Genomic DNA, 15,086 nt, shown 5'->3' with positions numbered 1-15,086 from the left:
GCTGAGTTAGAGCCTCAATATGCATAGGAACGTAGTAAGTATGTAATACATGAAATTTTCAGATCCTCCATAAAAATCAAAATCGGATTTTCACTGCGCCTCTTCCGGTTTTTTTCGGGGCTAACGGGCTGTTTCAGTTTTTCATCTTGACAAATCCTTTTTTTCCATGTAATCTAATACCAACAAATCTTATCGGAATTATATAATTTCAAGGGTTTAATTGGTTAAAGGGGGATTTTTTTATATGGATACGGCATTTTTAATTATTAATTTAATCGTAGCTGCCATCGTTATTTTCTCGTTTGGTTGGCTTGCAAAGCGTCACGTTTCTTTTTCTAAACGGGTGCTTCTAGCGCTTGGCCTTGGGATTGTTGCGGGTTTTGTCTTGCAGTTTATCTACGGAGCAGCAAGTGATGTCACGAAACAAACGACGGATTGGCTTGGGATTATCGGTGGCGGGTATGTAAAACTGCTACAAATGATTGCTATTCCACTGATTTTTGTTTCAATTGTCACTGCTTTTACGCGTCTCCAATTGAAAACGAATATTGCAAAAGTTAGTATTTGGATCATTGGAACGCTTGTTGTCACGGCTGCTATCGCGGCATTTATCGGGATCGGAGCGGCACTTCTATTCCATCTCGACGCGAGCAATATCTCGCAAGGAGCCACCGAAGCCGCTAGAGCGACGGAACTGCAAGATAAGTTCGCTGGTATTAGCGACCTCTCTTTCCCACAAAAAATCGTAGAGTTGTTGCCTGCTAATCCATTCCTTGACTTCACTGGTGCACGAGCTACTTCTACTGTGGCGGTTGTTATTTTTGCGGCTTTTATTGGTGCGGCGTTCCTTGGTGTCCAACGGAAACAACCGACCGAAGCAGCAATTTTTGCTAAAGGGATCGATGCGATTTATGCGATTGTTTTACGCATCGTGAAATTAATTCTGCGTTTAACGCCTTATGGTGTTTTTGCGATTATGACGAGTACGGTTGCTTTAAGTGATACATCAGCGATTCTAAAACTCGGTAATTTTGTGATCGCTTCATACGCGGCACTAATTGCCATGTTTATTATTCACCTTATCATCGTTGCCTTCACAGGAACTAGTCCAATGACTTATATTCGCAAATCCTTGCCTGTTCTTACGTTTGCTTTCACCTCAAGAACGAGTGCTGGTGCGATTCCGCTTAATATTGATACACAGAAAAAATTAGGTGTGCCAGAAGGAATCGCAAATTTTGCAGCATCCTTTGGTTTATCAATTGGACAAAACGGTTGTGCCGGTATTTATCCCGCGATGCTTGCCATCATGATTGCTCCGGCTGCTGGGATTGATCCATTTTCGATGAAGTTTATTTTAACAGTCGTGCTGGTCGTTGCCATCAGTTCGTTCGGTGTTGCTGGTGTTGGCGGTGGTGCAACGTTTGCTGCGATCATCGTACTCTCCACATTGAACTTGCCGATTGGGCTCGCTGGTGTGCTAATCTCGATTGAACCATTAATCGACATGGGACGCACAGCGCTAAACGTGAGTGACAGTATGGTTGCCGGAATTGTTACAAGCAAAGCCACTGGCGAATTAAAACAAGAGGATCAAGCATTAGCAGAAGCTTAAAAATCATAAAATAAGGCGTTAAATCGAGGAATCAAACCTTGATTTAACGCCTTATTTATATTGTTTTTCGAATTTTCAAGGTTGGGACGATTAATCCTGCTAACACGAGGCAAATCGCCAAATAAGTGAATGTCGTTGCGTAAGAGCCTCCAGAAACATCGAGCAACCTCCCAATGACGATTGGTGAAATGATACCCGCCACCGAGCCAAGACAGTTGACCACAGATGATCCCGTTGCCATTTGGTCTGTTGGTAAAATATCCACCACGATTCCCCAAAAGATCCCTTGCGATAAAAAGAGGAACCACGCGGTGATGCACTGAAGTAACAGCGCCATTTCGATAGACGGTACTTTGATAATGAAAAATAAAGAAACCGCTGCGATAAGAATCGCGATGGCAAAAATGAAACGTCGTTGTTCTTTAAAGCGATCCGACATTGCGCCACCAAGTAACATGGCAACTGTTCCAACTAAATATGGTAACGCGTTATAAAAACCAGTCGCCTGTAAACTCAAATTCCGCTCATTCATTAAATACGACGGGAGCCACGACGTAAACCCCCAAAACGTAAGATCAAAGAAAAACCCAAACAAGACCTGCTTTCCAAACCAAACTATTTTTAAAGATAGTCGATGCTTTCGCTTTTGGCTTCGCTATGTCCGTCGTCGGCTCATCAGCTTCCAATTCCTCAAGCGCCTCCGCACTCATCCGTGGATTGTCTTTCGGCTGATCACGAACCAACCTGTAAAATAAAAAGGCAATCACAAAACCCGGAATTGCTAAGAATACAAACAAATGTCGCCACCCAAATACACTGATGAAATAAGCAGCCAGAATACTTGCAAATGCGGGTCCAAGCGTATTTACCGTCGACTGAATACTCGTCATTCGCCCACGGAGCCGCTTCGGATAATAAGTCGCAATGGCTTTATACGAGGAACCAGGTAACGGAGCTTCCCCCAGTCCAAAGAAGAAACGAACACCCAGAAATAGTGGGTAGTAAAAAATCAGCCCAGTTAACATCGTAAACAATGACCAAAATCCGACAGCGATACTCGTCATTTTACGAAAGCCGAACCGGTCCGCTAACATCCCACCAGGAATCTGAAATAACGCATATCCCATAAAAAAAGTACTAATAATAAGCCCCTGATGCGTCGATGTCAACTCAAAATCTTCCGCTATGTATGGTAGCGCAACCGTTATTACCATGCGATCTAAAAAAGATAATAACCAGCAAAACCATAGTAATACCAACACAGTCCCACTTGCACGCCATTTTGCATTTTTGAAAAACATTGTTATTAATCACCCTCTTTTGAAATATATGGATTTACTTTTGTATTCAATATATTCATATAATTTATCATGAAGGTGAATATTTGTAATTAGACTTTTTGAACAAGCTTATCAAAATCATTAGCCAAAATAAACAAGAGCTCTATTCAAGCTCTTGTCACGATAACCATTATTACAAAAAGTCCATAGTCGATTGGGAGAACAACCAGCCACATCAAGAATAATCGCGATGCTAACTCCTTCGCGCGCCATACGCCAACGCCACCTAAAATCAAGCAGAGTAGCGCGTATTTCAAAAAGCCGAGCAACGTCCACATAATCGCATCATCTGGCCCACTCGCACCTAGCATTAAGCCAGCACCAATCAATAATAAGCTTACTAAAAAATAGCCCAACATATGAAATCTAAATAATGCTGCTTTCGTCGGATCCATTCGTCTAACCTCGATTATTCCCCATTTTTTCATACCAACCATACCAAAAATCTAAATCATTTTTAGCATCACGCGTACCATTTTCTCGCTTCGTAAGCTGCCACTTTGACCAATCCATAGTTGGAAATCGGGTATCCCCGCCACATGTAGCCTCCACATGCGTCACAATTAACGCATCTGCATCCTCTAAAAACAGCTGATATATCTCCGCGCCACCAGTAATAAAAACATCTTTGTCTTGCGCTATCTCCAAGATTTCCGCTTTCGAGTGCACCACTTTTGCATCTGTCAAAGAATAATCAGGATCACGCGTCAAAACGATACTTTCACGGTTAGGCAAAGCTTTTCCGATGGATTCGTAGGTTTTTCGCCCCATCACAATCGTGTGCCCACTCGTTTCTTTTTTAAAATGCTGTAAATCAGCCGGCAGACGCCATGGCATGGTATTATCCTTACCAATATAGCCATCTTTGTCCTGCGCCCAAATAAATGTTAACATCGTCGCCCTCCTCAAACTGAAATCGGTGCTTTAATCGCAGGATGTGGGTCGTAACCTTCTAACGTCACGTCCGCTACATCAAAATCGAAAATAGATGCCGGTTTATCTGACAAAACAAGCTTCGGTAGCGTCCTTGGTTCCCGCGCCAGCTGCTCCTTCACCTGATCCATATGATTATTGTATAAATGCGCGTCCCCCATCGTATGCACAAACTCGCCAACCTCAAGGCCTGTTTCACGCGCAATCAAGTGTGTCAGTAGCGCATAGGAAGCGATATTGAACGGAACACCCAAGAAAATATCAGCACTGCGTTGATACAACTGACAACTAAGCTTCCCATCCGCCACATAAAATTGAAATAGCGTATGACACGGTGGTAACGCCATCGTTGGGACATCTTCTGGATTCCAAGCCGACACGATCAAGCGTCGCGAGTTGGGATTCGTTCGGATCATCTCGATTAAGTCCGCTAACTGGTCAATCGTTTGCCCCGTAGAAGTGCGCCATTCTCGCCACTGCTTCCCATAAATGTTCCCAAGTTCTCCGTACTGCTTCGCAAACACCTCATCTGCCAAAATTCGCTCTTTAAAACGCGCCATTTCATCCAAATAAACCGTCTTGAACGCAGCATCAGACTCCGCTCGCAATCCAAAATCCGTCATGTCTGGGCCAGTATAGTCCGCGCTCTTCACCCAACGCTCAAATGCCCACTCATTCCAAATATTATTGTTATGCTCTAGCAAATAGCGAATATTCGTGTCCCCATGTAAAAACCACAACAACTCACTAACGACCAGTTTAAAAGGAACACGTTTTGTCGTCATGATTGGAAAACCTTTCGCCAAATCAAACCGCATTTGATAACCAAATGTACTGATCGTACCAGTCCCCGTCCGGTCTCCTTTTTGCGTGCCATTCTCCAGCACAAATCGCTCTAAATCCAGATATTGTTTCATCACACGTGCCCCATTTCTATCTTAATCCGCAAACTGCGATAAATATTCCCAGCGTTCCATCAATCTTTCCAGCTCTGCCTCCGCTTCCACGAGCGCACTATTTAGCTCATTCGCTTTCGTGAAATCCGCGCCTACGACTTCCAACGCTTTATTCAGTTTCGTAATTCCCGCTTCCTGCGCTTCGATTAAGCCCTCAATCTCTGCCCATTCACGCTTTTCTTCAAACGTATGCTTCACTTTTTCTTTCGGCTTTTCAACCACGACTTCCGGCTCGATTTCCGCTGCAAACATTTTCGATTTACCTTTTCTCGACTCGTATTCTGCTAGAAAATCGCTGTATTCACCAAGGTACGTCTCAATTTGCCCGATTCCTGTAAACACGAGCAATTTCCGAGCAATCTTATCTAAGAAGTAGCGATCATGGCTGACCGTAATCACCGTGCCATTAAACGTCTCCAAATAATCTTCAAGTACCGTGAGCGTCTGCGTGTCCAAATCATTCGTCGGCTCATCCAATATCAGTACATTCGGACGCTCCATCAAAATTTTAAGCAGGAACAAACGACGCTTCTCGCCACCAGATAGACTCGCGATTTTTTTGCCGTGCGTAATTGGTGGAAATAAGAATCGTTCCAACATATTAGAAACCGACACTACTTCACCGTCCGAAGTTTTCACCGTTTCACTTGCTTCTTGCAAGTACGCAATCATGCGCTGATCTGGGTCCATTTCTTCGTTTTGTTGCGTATAATAACCAATGCGAACCGTCTGCCCCGTCAAAATTTCACCAGCATCTGGCGTCACGCGTCCCGCCAACATATTTAGTAGCGTTGATTTCCCCGTCCCGTTATTCCCAGTAATCCCAATCCGTTCTCCCGGTTGAATAATCAAACTGAAATCTTGCAACACGTGCTTCTCACCAAAACGTTTATCGACATGATCTAGCGTAAAAACTTGTTTGCCAAGACGCGATGTCGCGAAATCAAGCTCTAATTCCGTATCGTCCGTCTTCGCCTTCACTTTGCCCTCTAAATCTGCGAACCGGTCCTGACGCGCTTTTTGCTTTGTCGAACGAGCCTTCGCCCCACGACGCATCCAAGCTAGCTCCTTCACGTATAAATTGCGGTTCTTCTCACCTTCACGCATCTCATTTTCCATCCGAATAGCCTTGGATTCCATGAATTTCTCGTAATTCCCCACGTAGCGATACGCCGTACCACGATCAATCTCCAACATATGATTCGTCACCCGGTCCAAGAAATAGCGATCATGCGTGACGAGCAAGACCGCGCCACGAAACCGATTCAAGTAATCTTCCAAAAAACGAATCGACGTAAAATCAAGATGGTTGGTAGGCTCATCCAAGATTAGTAAATCCGGCGTTTCAATCATGACTTTGGCAAGCCCGACACGCTTGCGCTGCCCACCCGATAAAGCGCCCACTTTAGCCGTCAAATCTGTAATTCCTAAACGATCGAGAATGGTCTTCGCATCCGTGTTAACATCCCACGCATTCGTCGCGTCCATCTCATGTTGCGCCTCTGTGAAACGGTCGTGAAGCCTTGTATCATCGGGATCTATCGCCATTTCAAGCAATACCTGTTCGTACTTACGAACCGCCTGTAGCGCCCGTGTCTCCCCTTGGAAAACTTCCTCGAGCACCGTACGTTCATCGTCTAAAACAGGATCTTGCGCAAGAAAACCAATCGTGTAATCTTTCGCCTTCGTAATCACACCTTTATCGCCTTCCTCCATGCCTGCAATAATCGTGAGCAACGTCGACTTACCCGTTCCATTGACACCAATAACTCCGATCCGTTCGCCTTCCGTAATCGCAAACGTTACATTTTCAAAAAGGCTTTTTTCGCCGTATGTCTTCGTCAAATTTTCCACTTTTAATTGTTTCATTACTTCCCATCCATTCTGTATCAGTCTCTTCTATTTTAACGAAGTTTGCGCAAGGAAGCAATCAAAGAATTTACCTCAAAAAAAGAGACTGAGAAATCCAGATTCAGATCTCCCAGCCTATGATACATTTTAGAATAATCCCATCGCATTTCCTTTTTCATCGACATCCATGTTGAGCGCCGCTGGTTTCTTCGGAAGTCCTGGCATTGTCATCACGTCACCCGTCAAAGCAACGACAAATCCTGCACCAAGTTTTGGTATAAACTCGCGAATGTGAATCACGAAATCCGTTGGTCGTCCAAGCATCGTTGGATCATCCGTTAACGAGTATTGCGTCTTGGCCATACAAATCGGATAGCGATCCCAACCATATTTTTTGAACTCAACAATTTGTTTCTGTGCTTTACTCGACAGTTCTATACCACTTCCGCCATAAACTTTAGTCACAATCGCTTCTAATTTTTCTTCCATCGAATCCGCGTCGTCATACATACGCTTATAGTTCGCTTGCCCACTTTCTACAGCCGCGATAACTTTATCAGCAAGTTCAGCGCCACCAGCTCCACCTTTTTCCCAAACTTCCGTCAAAGAGAATGGGATATTATATTCTTTACATAGCGCTTCTAATTGCGCCACTTCAGCATCGGTATCCGTGATAAATTTATTAATCGCAATCACATAAGGAAGTCCGAATTGGGTTACCGTATCCACGTGCTTTTGCAAGTTAGCAAAGCCTTTAATTAGCGCCTTCACATTTTCAGCACCAAGTTCGGTTTTTGCCACGCCACCATGCATTTTCAGTGCCCGAATCGTTGCGACAATTACCACACAATCTGGTGCTTTATCAAGCGCTGGAACCTTAATATCGAGGAATTTCTCCGCGCCAAGGTCAGCACCAAATCCGGCCTCGGTCACGACATAATCCGCTAACTTCAAGGCCGTTTTCGTTGCCGAAATACTGTTACAACCATGCGCAATATTCGCAAAAGGTCCACCATGCACAATCGCCGGTGTATGTTCCAGCGTCTGCACAAGATTTGGTTTTAGCGCTTCTTTCAGTAACAATGTCAAGGCACCTTCATAGCCCATCTCACCAACCGTCACCGGCTCCCGATCATAGTTATAGCCAATCACGATTTCACTCAAGCGATGCTTCAAATCTTTCAAGTCACTCGCTAAACAAATAATCGCCATAATCTCGGACGCTACTGTAATATCAAAACCATCCTCACGCGGCACACCTTGAACTGGCCCACCGAGACCAACAATGACCTTACGAAGTGCCCGGTCATTCAAATCAACCACGCGTTTCCAAACAATACGACGTTGGTCAATACGCAACTCATTCCCCTGTTGCATATGATTATCGATAAACGCAGACAAAGCATTATTTGCCGCCGTTATCGCATGAAAATCACCTGTAAAATGTAAATTTATATCTTCCATCGGGATAACCTGGGCATAGCCACCACCAGTTGCCCCGCCTTTAATCCCCATTGTTGGCCCAAGCGATGGTTCACGAAGCGCGATCATCGTTTTTTTTACGTTTGGCAAGCGCATCTCCAAGCCCTACCGTTACGGTTGATTTTCCTTCACCCGCAGGCGTTGGGTTAATCGCGGTAACCAAAACCAATTTACCATCCTCTTTGTTCACGAGTGAATGGATCGTGTCATAGCTCAGCTTCGCCTTGTACTTGCCGAACAACTCCAACTCCTCCACACTTAATCCAATTTTTTCTGCTACCTCTGTGATTGGTTTGATTTCCGCTACTGATGCGATCTCAATGTCAGATTTAACTTTGTTTGCCATTTCCATTCCCCTTTCAAATATGTAACATTATAAAAAACTCCTGCAAATGTAACGGCTTTCTTTTTGTTGCACCGGAAAAAAACCGGTTTCGTACTACCTGAGAGCCTTCTACAAAATTGCGCGTAAAAGCCGTCAGCACCGACAGGAAATCTTTTCACAAAAAATTATTCTTCTGGGTACCGCGTCACATGCTGCATTCCTTGAAGCTTGGCAAGTGCGTCTGGATTCTCTTCAAAAAACTGGACAACATCGCCAATCCGATCAATCGAGTTCCAGCTTAAATGATGCTCAATTCCTTCCACATCTTCATAAATGCGCGTTTCTTCCACACCAATAATACCAAGAAAGCTCTCCAGCAATGCATGCCGTTCTAACAAGCGTTTCCCAATCGTCTTTCCCTTTGGTGTTAAAATTAAACCGCGATATTTCTCATAGACCAGATATTCATCCTTATCTAGCTTCTGAACCATTTTTGTAACAGAAGACGGATGCACTAAAAGCTCCTCCGCAATATCTGATACTCGAGCGTAACCTTTATTTTCAATCAATGAATAGATTTTCTCGATATAGTCTTCCATGCTTGGTGTTGGCATTTGTATTTTCCTCCAACCTTGATTTCTTTCACCTCTTCATTCTAACATATCCCACCAAAATTAGCCTCTGATATGGGTTGTAATTTTGAAAAAAACGGAATATCATGTAACCGCTTTAAAGATTAACTTGACGCAGTAGACGCTTCGGGTTTATTATAAATGTATCGTATTCGCTTACCGTACATAGCAATATGACAAAAAAGGCTACACTCGTGTTTCCAAGCTAGCGATTCAGCCGAGACCCTAGGAGGATTTACACTCATGCAAAACGGAAAAGTAAAATGGTTCAACAATGAAAAAGGCTATGGTTTTCTAGAAAAAGAAGACGGCGATGACATTTTTATTCATTTCACTGCCATTCAAGGCGATGGATACAAATCTCTCGATGAAGGGCAATCTGTCACATTCGAAATCGTAGAAGGAAACCGCGGCCCACAAGCTACAAACGTCGAAAAAGTGTAAACCGCTATGGAAATTTATGTAGATGGTGCAAGTGCTGGTGACCCAGGTTTAAGTGGCGCGGGTATTGTGATTATCGCAGAAGGCATCTATGAGCAAATCAGTATTCCACTTGGCACTATGAGCAATCACGAAGCTGAATTTATCGCGATTGAAAAAGCCTTAACAATCGCGTTCTCTTATTCTCCTACTTTTATTCGTTTGTATTCCGACTCCAAGATTGCCATCGATTCCATCGAAAAAAAACACGCTAAAAACCCATTATTCAAACCTCATCTTGATGCAATACTGGCCTTAACAGCCTCACTCGAGTTATTTTTTATCCAGTGGCTTCCAAGCGCCTCCAATAAAAAAGCAGATGACCTGGCGCGACAAGCCATACAAAAACAAAGATCAGCTCGTAGCTAGATGCCTACAGCTGATCTTTGTTTGTTATCTTTTTCTGCGCAATACTGCGAAACATAATGCCAGACCAGATAGTACCATTATTATAGCTTCCCTGCTTGAATCACCAGTACTTGGCAATTTGATTTGTGATGCAGGATTCTCTGGTGGTACTCTTTGCCCTCCGTTTTCTACAACGGATGGTTTGTCATGCTTCGGTGTTCCCGAATCCGTTTTCTTTGGTGGGGTTACCTGATTGGCTGGTGGAGTTGGTGGATTTCCGCCTTCTGATGGTGGATCTACGACTGGTGGATCTACAACCGGTGGAGTTATAATTGGTTGTGGTATTTTTTGATTCATTTTCTCCACCATCACCACAGTCGCGTCTCCAAATTCAATGCTAAAGGAAACCGGAATGCCATCCAATTGATAACCTTCTGGTGCTAGCGTCTCCACCAATTGATAATCCCCAGGAAGCAATCCCGCTACCTCTATTTTCCCAGTTTCATCTGTCACTAATTTTGTTTGTAAAATCGTTCCATCCGATTTTTGTAATGTAAATTCAGCTCCTTGTAGCGCATGTAATGTCTGGGCATCTCGCTTTGTCAGCACGACAGCGCCTGTCATCGCTTTATTCGTTACTACTAAGGAGATATCCCGATTAGAAGGCGCTTCTGTAACGGTAATTTCCTGTGATACATCACTTCGAACGTAGCCTTTCGGTGCCTCCGATTCTAGTAATGTGTACGTGCCTGGAAGTAAATCTGTAAACGTCGCGATACCATTAGCATTCGTTATTCCCGAAAGCACAGTAGCCGTCCCATCCTTCGCGGTTAATGTAAATGTCGCGCCTTCCAATTTCGCACTGGTTTGTTCATCTACTTTCTGAACCGTCAACGAGCCACGAGCTATTTTTTCATTTTTAGCTAGTAATGATAAGGTTTGCGTGGCATTCTCCGTGACCGTAAAAGAAATCGGTGTGCTATCAAGCTTGTAGCCCGTTGGCGCTTGTGTTTCCACCAATTGATAATTACCTGGCGCTAAACCGTGAAGTGCTAACGTTCCAGATGCATTCGTTTTCCCAGAATATAATATATTCCCAGCCTCATTCAAAAGATTAAAGCGTGCATCGCTCAGTTTCTGTGAGGTATTATCTTTATCCACTTTTGTCAGCACAACTTCTCCACTAATTTTCTTTGTTGAAACCGTGTTAGAATCATAATATTCCCCATGTAAATCAATCGATGATGTGTTTTGCACGGTGTCTCCAGCTGAAAGTCGCGTTGGATCTACGTTAAAAATAACGGTCCTGCCTTCACCAATCTGTATATCCTTTTTCACCGTCAACGTTAGCATATTTCCATCTGCCTGAATAGCAAACGTTCCATCCGCCGAATCCACGATATCCTTATACGTTAATCGGTCATCAAGGCGATCCACAAAGGTTTGTCCAGCCTTAATCGTCCCCGTAATCGCATTTAAAGTCAGTGAATACTGCAAATTTTTGTCATTCACAGTAATTACTTTTTTATCCACTTGCTTTTTTCAAGACTTTGTTAAAATTGCCGTCCCCATCAATGCGTAAGTTGATACTATCCGATTTGGTTGCCTCCGTGCTCGTTAGCGTTGCTGTATTGGTATACAAATCATAAACATGCGCCACTTCCACCTTATACTCGATAACAAGCATTTCATCCTTTGCAATGTGATCAAAGCTGGCTGTTAGTTTCTGCGCAGCCTCGTCGAAATGGATGTTCCCAGCATATTTAGAAGTAACATACGTACGATTTCCGTCCATATCGTAACTGATTACTCGAATTCCTTTCACCGTCGACGTGTCCGTTGCAACAACGCCGGTAGTCAGCGTCGGATCAGGGTCCACCACCAGGCCATCTGGCATTTGATCCGTAATCACGACTTGATTTAATTCCACACCTTTATAAATATTCAGCGCCAACTGAAACACATTGTATTGCGATTCCGTCGGATTTAGCAAGCCTAAACCATCTTGATCCACACTTGAATGCCACCATTTTTCAAAAAGAGCAGGGTTTCCTGCTGTTTGTGGCTGTATTTCTAACGTCTGTACTGACTCTTGTCCCACATACGTTGCCTTAAACGTTTGCTCCTTTGCAATCGTCGTGTTCGCTCGCATTAATGGTGCTTGGAACGAAAGTGAAAAAGAGGCAGACCAAGCTTGCCCGGCATTAAAACTAGCATCTGGCTTGACATATAACAGTATTTGATCTGGTTTTGACGTTCTATCTACATGATCTACCGAAAATGCATCACTATTTAAATTCGTTAAATTTCCCGTGGAATAAATCTCTTTAGGAATACTAACCTCGATAAGTCCATTTGAGTCTACAATTGCATCCGCTGAAGCATCTAGCGTCACTTTCATCGTCACTTTTCCTGAACTAACAATCGGATTATCATGTACCTGCAGAGCAATAGAAAATTTCCCTTTCTTTACTACTTCCTCTGATCCTGACGTATTTGCTTTGGCAACTGTTCCAACCAAAACACCCACAAAAATAAGTGTTACTAGCAACATATACATATATTTTTTCATTGCGCATCTCCTTTTTTAAGTCACATATATTATTTAGAAAGAAAATTTGAATTACCATCTTATTTAGGTATAATCCATCCCTTCCGACGCTTTTACTCACCGCTCCCCCTTTATGTATTGTCCGTTTCGCTATTCAGTCTATCATAGGGCCATCTGTTTTCCTAGTCCGTTTTTTTACATCTAGCAACAAAAATAATCGAATATCTATTACGTCAGGAAATATACCACAAATTCGGTTAACCAAAACCACAAAAAAAAGCCGTGCTACGTCTTTGCACGACTCTCTTGCTCACTATTTATAAAAGAATATCCCGGCGTAATGTTTTCAAACCATAACGCTCGACAACATCTATCGCATCTTCATGTATGCCTTGATACACACAGGCACCAATATCAAATTCTAGCGGTACACTTGTATGAATCTCTGCCAATTGTCTAGATAAACGCAACATTTCCAGATCCTCTTTAAGCTTCGTTTGCTGACCAGGTTTTAACTGGTCGATATGAGCCAAAATACCATCAATCGTTTCATATTCCTGAATTAATTTAAGTGCCGTCTTCTCACCGATACCACGAACACCTGGATAGCCGTCGCTCGTGTCACCCATCAGCGCCTTCACATCGATAAATTGAGTTGGTGTAATACCCCATTCTTCTGCAAAAGCAAGCTCATTATACTGCTTATAATTGCCATATCCTTTTTGCAAAATCCATACATCATTTGTTGGCGCTACGAGTTGTAGCAAGTCTTTATCTCCACTTAATACCGTAGTACTGATCCCCGTATTGGCCATTTGCACCGTGACCGTCCCGATACAATCATCCGCTTCAAAACCTGGAACACCCACATTTACAAAACCAAAGGATGCCGCGACTTCTTTCGCCAAATCAAATTGTGGTCGCATCTCTTCTGGCGGCGCTTTCCGGTCTGCTTTGTAGCCATTATAGAGCTCATTACGAAACGTTTTTGAGCCCATATCCCAGCAAATAAGGGTATGCGTTGGGTTGTTTTGCTCGACCGCTGCAAACAAATGCTTCATAAATCCTTGCACGCCATTTGTTGGCACGCCATGCTGATTCACCATGAACTGCTTCGAAACAGCCGTTGCAAAAAAAGCACGAAATAGCAAGGCCATGCCATCCACGACTAGTAAATTTTCTTTTTGATTCGTCATCTTTGTTCCCCCTAGATCTCTATGGAATTCCTAACCTACATTGTACCATAGAAATCCGCGACAAACGACTGCTTACAGTTCGATCGTTGCTTGCTCCGTCGCCTCTTTTTCCTTGCGATGCGGTATCATATTGAAAATGATATTTAAGACAATCGCCGTTACGCTTCCTGCCACAATCCCATTGCTCGTAAACAACTGCACGAAGTCTGGTAATGCTTTAAAAAGATCTGGAACGACCGTCACACCTAATCCAACACCGACTGAACACGCGATAATCAACAAGTTTTCCTGGGAAGTAAAGTTAACCTTCCCTAACATTTTAATGCCTTGCGCAACAACCATGCCAAACATCGCCACCATCGCTCCACCAAGCACCGGCGTTGGAATGATCGTCGCCACCGCACCGACTTTTGGTAATAATCCTAGCGCGATTAAAATACCTGCCGTCACGTAGATTACTTTTCGCGTCTTAATACCTGAAAGTTGCACTAAGCCAACATTTTGTGAATAGGCTGTATACGGAAATGTATTGAAAATTCCGCCTAAAATAATAGCCAGGCCTTCTGCGCGATATCCCTTTGTCAAATCTGATTTTTCTAGTTTTCGCTTCGTAATATCTGAAAGCGCAAAATAAACGCCCGTCGACTCCACCATGCTTACCAGAGCAATCAAAATCATCGTCAAAATGGCCGCCCAGTTAAATGTCGGCATCCCAAAGTAAAACGGTGTCGGCATATGAAACACCGGAGCTTCCGTCACAGGCTGCAACGAAATCCCACGATACACAGCAGCAAAAACCGAACCAGCAATAAGTCCAATCAAAACTGCGATCGCCTTACTAAAACCACGACCAAAACGATACACTAAAATAATGACAAACAGTGTTCCGAAACCAATCCCTAGATTGTAAAGCGAGCCAAAATCAGCAGCGCCTTGTCCGCCAGCTAAATTATTGATGGCAACTGGAATCAACGTCAATCCAATAATCGTCACCACCGAACCTGTCACAACAGGTGGAAAAAACCTTACAACCATCGAGAAAAATGGAGCGATCAAAACAACAAATAATCCCGACACGATAATCGAACCATAAATCGCACCAATCCCGTACTGTTCCCCAATCAAAATAATTGGCGCAATCGCCTGCACCGCACATCCTAATACAACCGGCAAACCTATGCCAAAAAAGCGATTCATCGTCAGTTGTAAAAGCGTGGCGATACCACACATAAATATATCAATCGACACTAAATAGGTCATTTGTTCTGAATTAAAACCAAGCGCACCACCGATCAAAAGCGGTACGATTACAGCCCCTGCATACATCGCTAACACATGTTGGAAACCAAGCGCCGCAATTCTCCCTTTTCCTAGCAT

At 43.5% G+C, this 15,086-nt stretch carries 12 protein-coding genes and 2 pseudogenes; 3 read left to right on the top strand and 11 right to left on the bottom strand.

Features of this window, described 5'->3' with window-relative positions; translation table 11 throughout:
* The first annotated feature begins 244 nt into the window (after positions 1-244).
* A complete protein-coding gene (locus PGRAN_RS01460; RefSeq protein WP_036064477.1) occupies positions 245-1,615 on the top strand; it encodes an L-cystine transporter in 1,371 nt (456 codons plus the stop codon).
* A 55-nt stretch (positions 1,616-1,670) separates the two neighbouring features.
* Here PGRAN_RS01460 and PGRAN_RS17085 read toward each other — a convergent pair.
* The 7 genes and pseudogenes from PGRAN_RS17085 to mntR all read right to left on the bottom strand — a co-directional run bounded on the left by PGRAN_RS17085 (position 1,671) and on the right by mntR (position 9,116).
* A pseudogene (locus PGRAN_RS17085) lies at positions 1,671-2,829 on the bottom strand (MFS transporter).
* A 233-nt stretch (positions 2,830-3,062) separates the two neighbouring features.
* Positions 3,063-3,350, bottom strand: a complete 288-nt coding sequence (locus PGRAN_RS01450) for a hypothetical protein (RefSeq protein WP_036064475.1) — start codon at positions 3,348-3,350, stop codon at positions 3,063-3,065.
* Positions 3,351-3,354: 4 nt separating this feature from the next.
* Complete coding sequence (locus PGRAN_RS01445; RefSeq protein WP_036064472.1) at positions 3,355-3,849, bottom strand: dihydrofolate reductase; 495 nt, start codon at positions 3,847-3,849, stop codon at positions 3,355-3,357.
* Between the two features lie 11 nt (positions 3,850-3,860).
* Positions 3,861-4,805: a thymidylate synthase gene (locus tag PGRAN_RS01440; RefSeq protein WP_036064470.1), complete on the bottom strand. Its 945-nt coding sequence runs from the start codon at positions 4,803-4,805 to the stop codon at positions 3,861-3,863.
* Positions 4,806-4,826: 21 nt separating this feature from the next.
* Positions 4,827-6,713 carry an ABC-F family ATP-binding cassette domain-containing protein gene (locus PGRAN_RS01435; protein WP_036064468.1) on the bottom strand — a complete coding sequence of 629 codons (1,887 nt, stop codon included), beginning with the start codon at positions 6,711-6,713 and terminating at the stop codon, positions 4,827-4,829.
* A gap of 129 nt (positions 6,714-6,842) precedes the next feature.
* Positions 6,843-8,523 (bottom strand): annotated as a pseudogene (locus PGRAN_RS01430) (formate--tetrahydrofolate ligase).
* A 164-nt stretch (positions 8,524-8,687) separates the two neighbouring features.
* Positions 8,688-9,116 (bottom strand): transcriptional regulator MntR, encoded by a 429-nt coding sequence (gene mntR / locus PGRAN_RS01425; RefSeq protein ID WP_036064465.1) that lies wholly within the window; start codon positions 9,114-9,116, stop codon positions 8,688-8,690.
* Positions 9,117-9,377: 261 nt separating this feature from the next.
* Here mntR and cspD point away from each other — a divergent pair, with 261 nt between their 5' ends.
* Together cspD and PGRAN_RS01415 are read left to right on the top strand one after the other, a co-directional pair.
* On the top strand, positions 9,378-9,578 hold the full coding sequence (gene cspD, locus PGRAN_RS01420; protein ID WP_036064461.1) for a cold-shock protein CspD: 201 nt from the start codon (positions 9,378-9,380) through the stop codon (positions 9,576-9,578).
* 6 nt (positions 9,579-9,584) lie between these two features.
* Positions 9,585-9,983, top strand: coding sequence for a ribonuclease HI family protein (locus tag PGRAN_RS01415; RefSeq protein ID WP_036064459.1), 399 nt, complete (start codon positions 9,585-9,587; stop codon positions 9,981-9,983).
* 24 nt (positions 9,984-10,007) lie between these two features.
* On the opposite strand, the gene PGRAN_RS01410 is transcribed toward PGRAN_RS01415, so the two are convergent.
* The 4 genes from PGRAN_RS01410 to PGRAN_RS01395 form a co-directional block, all read right to left on the bottom strand.
* Positions 10,008-11,495, bottom strand: coding sequence for an MSCRAMM family protein (locus PGRAN_RS01410; RefSeq protein ID WP_051998372.1), 1,488 nt, complete (start codon positions 11,493-11,495; stop codon positions 10,008-10,010).
* Positions 11,488-12,534: a hypothetical protein gene (locus PGRAN_RS01405; protein ID WP_036064457.1), complete on the bottom strand. Its 1,047-nt coding sequence runs from the start codon at positions 12,532-12,534 to the stop codon at positions 11,488-11,490. The genes PGRAN_RS01410 and PGRAN_RS01405 overlap by 8 nt, the downstream gene beginning before the upstream one ends.
* Positions 12,535-12,830: 296 nt before the next feature.
* Positions 12,831-13,709 carry a 5'-3' exonuclease gene (locus PGRAN_RS01400; protein ID WP_036064455.1) on the bottom strand — a complete coding sequence of 293 codons (879 nt, stop codon included), beginning with the start codon at positions 13,707-13,709 and terminating at the stop codon, positions 12,831-12,833.
* Between the two features lie 72 nt (positions 13,710-13,781).
* A complete protein-coding gene (locus PGRAN_RS01395) occupies positions 13,782-15,086 on the bottom strand; it encodes a nucleobase:cation symporter-2 family protein (RefSeq protein WP_036064452.1) in 1,305 nt (434 codons plus the stop codon).

Origin of the sequence: Listeria grandensis FSL F6-0971 (assembly GCF_000525835.1) — a bacterium.
GTDB classification, from domain to species: domain Bacteria; phylum Bacillota; class Bacilli; order Lactobacillales; family Listeriaceae; genus Listeria_A; species Listeria_A grandensis.
This window is presented reverse-complemented; position numbering and strand designations above follow the sequence as displayed.

Coding starts and splice junctions, on each gene's coding strand:
- PGRAN_RS01435 (WP_036064468.1), bottom strand. CDS start 6,713: ATGAAACAATTAAAAGTGGAAAATTTGACGAAGACATACGGCGAAAAA.
- cspD (WP_036064461.1), top strand. CDS start 9,378: ATGCAAAACGGAAAAGTAAAATGGTTCAACAATGAAAAAGGCTATGGT.
- PGRAN_RS01395 (WP_036064452.1), bottom strand. CDS start 15,086: ATGCTAGGAAAAGGGAGAATTGCGGCGCTTGGTTTCCAACATGTGTTA.
- PGRAN_RS01415 (WP_036064459.1), top strand. CDS start 9,585: ATGGAAATTTATGTAGATGGTGCAAGTGCTGGTGACCCAGGTTTAAGT.
- PGRAN_RS01400 (WP_036064455.1), bottom strand. CDS start 13,709: ATGACGAATCAAAAAGAAAATTTACTAGTCGTGGATGGCATGGCCTTG.
- PGRAN_RS01405 (WP_036064457.1), bottom strand. CDS start 12,534: ATGAAAAAATATATGTATATGTTGCTAGTAACACTTATTTTTGTGGGT.
- mntR (WP_036064465.1), bottom strand. CDS start 9,116: ATGCCAACACCAAGCATGGAAGACTATATCGAGAAAATCTATTCATTG.
- PGRAN_RS01460 (WP_036064477.1), top strand. CDS start 245: ATGGATACGGCATTTTTAATTATTAATTTAATCGTAGCTGCCATCGTT.
- PGRAN_RS01450 (WP_036064475.1), bottom strand. CDS start 3,350: ATGGATCCGACGAAAGCAGCATTATTTAGATTTCATATGTTGGGCTAT.
- PGRAN_RS01445 (WP_036064472.1), bottom strand. CDS start 3,849: ATGTTAACATTTATTTGGGCGCAGGACAAAGATGGCTATATTGGTAAG.
- PGRAN_RS01440 (WP_036064470.1), bottom strand. CDS start 4,805: ATGAAACAATATCTGGATTTAGAGCGATTTGTGCTGGAGAATGGCACG.